Source organism: Nostoc sp. (assembly GCF_036917815.1).
Taxonomy (GTDB): Bacteria; Cyanobacteriota; Cyanobacteriia; order Cyanobacteriales; family Nostocaceae; genus Nostoc.
This window is the reverse complement of sequence record NZ_JBALEK010000082.1, coordinates 166,239-172,238: the sequence shown is the minus strand read 5'-3', so window position 1 is coordinate 172,238 and position 6,000 is coordinate 166,239. Positions and strand designations below refer to the sequence as shown.

At 40.0% G+C, this 6,000-nt stretch carries 6 protein-coding genes; 4 read left to right on the top strand and 2 right to left on the bottom strand.

What is annotated here, in order from left to right:
- Window positions 1–412: 412 nt before the first annotated feature.
- Window positions 413–796: a DUF4346 domain-containing protein gene (locus V7K97_RS25085; RefSeq protein ID WP_334803693.1), complete on the top strand. Its 384-nt coding sequence runs from the start codon at window positions 413–415 to the stop codon at window positions 794–796.
- A 73-nt stretch (window positions 797–869) separates the two neighbouring features.
- Here V7K97_RS25085 and psb32 read toward each other — a convergent pair whose 3' ends face one another.
- Window positions 870–1,607, bottom strand: a complete 738-nt coding sequence (psb32, locus tag V7K97_RS25080) for a photosystem II repair protein Psb32 (RefSeq protein ID WP_334803692.1) — start codon at window positions 1,605–1,607, stop codon at window positions 870–872.
- Between the two features lie 513 nt (window positions 1,608–2,120).
- Between psb32 and surE the strand changes: the two genes are divergently transcribed.
- Window positions 2,121–2,801 (top strand): 5'/3'-nucleotidase SurE, encoded by a 681-nt coding sequence (surE, locus tag V7K97_RS25075; RefSeq protein WP_334803691.1) that lies wholly within the window; start codon window positions 2,121–2,123, stop codon window positions 2,799–2,801.
- A gap of 283 nt (window positions 2,802–3,084) precedes the next feature.
- Here the strand turns inward: surE and V7K97_RS25070 are convergent, their stop codons facing one another.
- Window positions 3,085–3,396, bottom strand: coding sequence for a hypothetical protein (locus V7K97_RS25070; protein ID WP_334803690.1), 312 nt, complete (start codon window positions 3,394–3,396; stop codon window positions 3,085–3,087).
- A gap of 628 nt (window positions 3,397–4,024) precedes the next feature.
- Here V7K97_RS25070 and V7K97_RS25065 point away from each other — a divergent pair.
- Both V7K97_RS25065 and V7K97_RS25060 read left to right on the top strand, forming a co-directional pair.
- On the top strand, window positions 4,025–4,648 hold the full coding sequence (locus V7K97_RS25065; protein WP_334803689.1) for a hypothetical protein: 624 nt from the start codon (window positions 4,025–4,027) through the stop codon (window positions 4,646–4,648).
- Between the two features lie 552 nt (window positions 4,649–5,200).
- On the top strand, window positions 5,201–5,851 hold the full coding sequence (locus tag V7K97_RS25060; protein WP_334803688.1) for a PAP/fibrillin family protein: 651 nt from the start codon (window positions 5,201–5,203) through the stop codon (window positions 5,849–5,851).
- Window positions 5,852–6,000: the final 149 nt, after the last annotated feature.

Sequence of the window (6,000 nt, the reverse complement as noted above, 5' to 3'; positions counted from 1 at the left end):
GTCGCGGATGCTTTGAGGCTGACAAGATAATATTTTTAATCTCTAATTCCATTTGATTTGCCTTCTCTCATATCGCTTTTAGTCTAAACTCCAGTTATTAGACATCTCCGAAAAAGATTTAGATACCACAAATTTGCACCCAGACCTAACCCCCCTTCCCCCCTTCCCTACGAGGGAAGGGGGGTTTTAAAGCCTCTCGACCTTTCGGGGAGAAGTTTGGAGAGGGGTCTTTTTTCTTTTCTGGAGATGTCTATTGCATATGCTTAAATTATAAGTGTAATTTATTACAAGTTATTGAGTAAAAGTATTCACAAAAATGCTAAAGATATGAATAATACTAAAGAAGATAGGAATTACACTTGATATATAGTGTAAAAACCCTGATAAAAGAAATTTTCTTTTTATAATGCTTATGGATTTAATAGTTGAAGATTTAGCCGCAATTGATGATAAACTTTCCCAGCGTCATATTGACCTTGATCCTGGTGGATATTTCATTATTTACTTAGATCGAGAAGCGGGGTTAATTTATGCCAAGCATTTTACAAATGTGATTGACGATCGCGGTTTAGCTGTCGATCCAGAAACAGGAAAGGTAATTCCGGCGCGAGAAAAGGTAGAACGAACTCAAACGACGGCTTTTAGCGCGAGGACAGCGAAAGAACTTTGCGTCAAGATTTTTGAAGAAACTCAGCCCTCTCCTGTAACTCAATTAAATCATGCCGCTTATTTGGGTCGAGAATTTGTTCGGGCTGAGGTAGCTTTAGTCACAGAGCAAGAGTATGTTCAAGATTAAAGTTAGGAGTGAGGAGTTAAAAGTTAAGAGTTAGAAATTCATAACTCCTCACTCCCCACTCCCCACTCCCGCATTACCCATCAGATGATGGCTGATTTATCTGATAAATATAGTAAGTCGCCATTGGGATAACGGTGGCGGCAATTAACAATCCTACTACCCAAGCAGTAGCATTACCTTGGTTGGTTTCTTCTGCTTTCTTGAAAGTGCCTTCTACCTGTACATTGTCAGTTATTTTGGGTGGACCTGGATCGGCTTTACCAGAGAGAACAGCGACAAGGCGATCGCTAGCATCTAGAAATGCCTGATTGTATTTGTTACCATTGCGTAAGGGCACAGTTACTGTTTCAGTAGCGACACTCTCGGCAATAGAGTCCGTGAGCAAGGGCTTAACTTGATCCCCAGTAATAATGGCAGTACCATTGGTAACAGTATCAAGAACCAATAAAGTTTGATTAGCTTGGGCTTCTTTTGTAGGAAACCATTTTTTAAACAGTTCTTTGGTGAAGCTTTCCGGTGTTTCGCCGTAGTCGAGGCGGCGAACAGTGACAATTCTGACTTCCTTATCAGTTTGCTTGGCCAAATCCTTGAAAGCGCTGCTAATTTTGCCTTCATTCAGACGGCTGATTACTTCACCTTGATCCAAAACCCAGGTGTCATTTGCTGCTGTGAGGTTGGGTATTTGATACACACCTGTAGCTAAAGCAGGTGCGGCAAACAGCGAGGCTGCTAAAATAACCGTCACCAAAGGTAGAATTAGCCAGATGAGGTGTTTTTGACTTCTAAATACTCGTTTGAGGAGCTGTTTCATCGCGTGATCCCTAAGACAGACTTGCACCAAAAATACTACATAACCACTGCAAAAATCACCTTGTTCCCGGTTTTCTACAGGATGAAATTTCTGATATTGCCAGCAGATATATATTTTACGGGATTTTTTGATTGCACAAACTTGTTTTGAGGGCGGTTGCAAGGATTAACTTGTTGCTAACACTCTTACTAGTTACAAGAAATACCGCCCATTTTGGGAATTAACCCAAAATGGGCGGAATTTGCAAACCATCTCAAGATGATATCGTATGATCAATATTTTTGGCAGAATCTAGTAGACAGTCGGGGAGGAATGGCGCGACCCGGTGAAAAAAAATGTAGAGACGTAGCACTGCTACGTCTCTACAAGGGTTATGGGTAACGCATATTTAATTTCTGGAGATGTCTAGTATATTTTTTCATATCTGCAAGTAACTTTTTCTACTCTACCGATTCATGGCTGATATCTGCATTTTTCTGATATTTTAGCTAAAACTACATCAATAATATATACATGACTATAATTTTAACTAACGACGACGGCATTGATGCCCCCGGTATCCGAGCGCTGCTCAAAGCTGTAAATGGCAAAAATACTATTATCGCTGCCCCTGCTGATCATCAGTCTGGCTGTGGACATCAAGTTACTACTACTCGTGCTATCAAGCTCCAGCGACGTTCTGAAACTGAATATGCGATCGCAGGTACTCCCGCCGATTGTGTAAGAATTGCAATAACACAAATTATCACAGATGTCAAGTTTGTACTTTCAGGTATCAACGCTGGGGGCAATTTAGGAGTAGATGCCTACATTTCTGGGACAGTGGCCGCCGTGCGGGAAGCCGCAATGCACGGTATTCCTGGAGTTGCCATTTCCCAGTATCGCAAAGCCAAGCAGAATTTTGATTGGGATTTAGCCGCTAAATTGACAGATGAAGTTTTAGCGGACTTACTCAAACGTCCCCTAGAACCGGGAAGCTTCTGGAATGTGAATTTGCCGCATCTGCAACCAGGAGAACCAGATCCGAATGTGGTGTTTTGCCAACCCTGTACCAAACCTTTGCCCGTGAACTACCGAATTGAAGGCGATGATTTTTATTATGTAGGCGAATATGGCAAACGCGATCGTACTCCTGGTAGCGATGTGGATGTATGTTTTTCCGGCAATATCGCGGTAACTCAGTTAAGGGTTTGACATTCAGTTAACAGTTACCAGTTTATATAGGAATCCGGTTTGATTTCTGAAAAAAATTAAGTATTTGTAGGGTGCATTAGACTAAAGTCATAACGCACCAAACCCTTGAAAATGGTGCCGTACTCTCGGCGATAACACACCCTACGTATTGTTCAAAAATCAAATAGTAATCCTATAGGGTAATAAGTAATAACTTTTAGTTACTCCATTCAGCAATTACGAATTACGTTAGCGTAGCGGTAGCGAGTCCGCGTTCGCTTTTAGCGTCTCGTAGAGAGCGTCATTACGAATTATTTGAGTCATCTAATTCTTGAATTAAGGAAATAAACCGATCTACAGTTTGTGTTAGTTGATTGAGTTTTTGTAGTGAATTATGGTGAGATTCTGTAAGAGTCTGTACCGCATCACACAACGCGACAATTTGATAGCCTTGCTGTTGCACCTGCTGTCCCTGTGCCTCAACTTGGATGCTGAGAGTCTCCAATCTTTCTGCAAGACGTTCAATTGTCTCAGTTGTAGAGAGTACTGCTTCCCCAATTTGCTCAACAATAGATTCTAAGCGATTTATTTTTACTTCGACTCCTGCTGAAATCATTTCTTTACACCCTAATTTTGAGATTTTTAGTAAAATTCCTAATACCAATTGAAATAATTAATCTCAGTACAAACATTAGATAACACTGCCATTATCATAATATGTGTAATTTGATTTTTTTGATGCTTCTACCCAATGTTGTATTTAGCTACTTATAGGTAATTAATTGATTAAAAATTTTAATCAAAATTATTGACTACATATCTAAAATGATTAGTCACCCCTCCTCAGATATAGTTAATAAAAATTAGCTTCAGTTTATCCAAAGTTGTGCTTCCCAAAACTTAACCAATATTAAGTTAAATCTAGTTAAAATTGATACTCTTAATCGAGCTAAGTTTTTAGTCTAATTAAGTCCCAGTAATTATATCCTTGTTGCTTGCATTTGGCTCGACAATTGACTAAACATTAGTCACAAACATCTGCCTAAGTGTAGTTTTCATAAACCTAGAATAAAAATTTACTTTCTTAAATTCAGTACAGCCTAATTTAGACATTGGGGAGAGCTTGTAGAACTATTAATCTTATGGCTATTGTTGGTGCGATCGCGATCAAAATTTTCAATGATTTTGAAATCTGGTAAAGTTTCAGTGGTACTGAACACTAATTTCAAAAAAAGGAGAACAATATGCAGTTTCTCAAAATTGTTCTTGTCGCTCTCGTATTGATGGTGAACCTGATAATTGCTCAACCCTCTTGGGCAGGTAAGGATTTTACCAAGGGGGCCGACTATACTGAGGTAACTCAGGCGCTCAATCAACTTCTAACTGTAAAGGATACACCAGAGCAAGCTGGCTATACACCTGAGCAGTTCCAGCAACGACTAGCACAATTGCAGTCTCAGAAAAATACCATAGAAACAGCTACGAAGCGGGCACAGTGCCGCAATGAAACTGGAAAGACGTTGGCTGTCTATGCCAATAAACCGAAAAAATCTCCAACCCAACTCTACTTCCTGGGCACAGGAACAATCACAGATGATGATTGGGATTGCGATGGCATTTACTTACCCGTAGGTTCTCAAGTGGTTCTCAGCCCGAACGCTCAACCAGAAGAACTGACTGAAGCAATTGCCGTCAAGTTTGTTGATGGTACACAGTCTATTGCTAGAACCAATCCAGCCACAGGTGCAATTGAATTAAATATTGAACCTGCCAAAGTATTCAAGGCAGGTGAGAGTAGCTGGTTGCTTCCCACTTATTCCCAAGCAGATATCGATACCCAAATTCCCACCCCACAACTCATTGACTAATCTTATCTATAGGACTCATATTTGATTTTGGAAATATACGTAGTGGCGTGACAAGGCTAAAATGTTGCAAAAAAATTGCTTTGTTGGGGAGCCACTGCGTTGCGCGGGTTTCCCGCGTTGTAGCAAGTGGCGTTGGAGGCTTTGCCAAAGCCAACATCCTGATATCTGTTGGGTTGCGCTCCGCTCCACCCAACAAAAGTCTAATACGCTATTTTAGCTGTGTTGTTCCAGTCGGGTACGTTATGCCTCTGGCTAACGCACCATCCTTTATGCTTTGGTGCCGTACTCTCGTCGATAACACACCCTATACATACTTAGATTTTTTCAGAAATCAAATCGGATTCCTATAGATAAGGGACTTCCAAGAAATAAATTATCCAAAGAAACGAACCACAGAGACACAGAGAACACAGAGAGAGGAGAAATAGAGAGGGTTTTTGCCTCAGTTTTCGGATATTTTTTTATTTGGAAGTCCCTAATTCAACTTTTATGCATTTACCGCATAAAAGTTAAACTAAAGTAATAGGAGATGTAAAGGAAAATCTTCAACCATTGAACAATCAACTTTTAATTAAGGAAAAATTACAAGCCAGACTTGAGAAGATTCAAACCAAGAGCGATGGCTCTCCCGTTACCGATTTGCAGCTAGACAAAACCTTAGCCAAAGAAATTGAACAATTGACAACGGAACTGGAGAGCGTTAATCCCAATCTCAATCCTCTTCTCTACGCTACTTCTTTGCTGGAGGGTGTTTGGCAACTGCAATACTCCACAGCCAGAGAAATCCGTTCTTTAGCTTCCCTCCCATTGGGATTAAAACTGGGTAAAGTTTATCAAGTGATTGATGTTGCAAATAAATTGTTTTTCAATCTAGCTAAAGTTAAACATTCTCTTGGAATAGTATCGGGATATGTCAAAGTTACAGCTAGCTTTGAGCCAGCCAAAGAAGATTTAGAGCCTCTACAGAACAAACGCCTCAACGTTTATTTTGACAAACGCTACCTATCGATTGAGAAGATTGTTGGCATTAATACCCCCCAACTAAACCCATTTAAGGTTATCCCAGCTAATAATCCTACCAGCAGAACTGCCACACTTGACATTACTTACTTAGATGAAACCTTAAGAATTGGACGTGGAGGAGATGGAAGTTTATTCATTCTTACTAAATCCCATGATTTACCTGACTTCACCGAATTTTAAATTTTGGATTTGGAATTAAAGATTATTTATGGGAAGATGCCACCATATATCTCTCAAACTCTTATTTCTCCGTGTCCTCTGCGCCTCTGTGGTTCGTTATTCCGTAACTCTTGCGTAAGTCCTATAATGTAATTATCATGGATATTTAC

Excerpts from the sequence above, each read along its gene's own strand:
- V7K97_RS25070 (WP_334803690.1), bottom strand. The coding sequence starts at position 3,396 with ATGATTTCAGCAGGAGTCGAAGTAAAAATAAATCGCTTAGAATCTATT.
- surE (WP_334803691.1), top strand. The coding sequence starts at position 2,121 with ATGACTATAATTTTAACTAACGACGACGGCATTGATGCCCCCGGTATC.
- psb32 (WP_334803692.1), bottom strand. The coding sequence starts at position 1,607 with ATGAAACAGCTCCTCAAACGAGTATTTAGAAGTCAAAAACACCTCATC.
- V7K97_RS25065 (WP_334803689.1), top strand. The coding sequence starts at position 4,025 with ATGCAGTTTCTCAAAATTGTTCTTGTCGCTCTCGTATTGATGGTGAAC.
- V7K97_RS25085 (WP_334803693.1), top strand. The coding sequence starts at position 413 with ATGGATTTAATAGTTGAAGATTTAGCCGCAATTGATGATAAACTTTCC.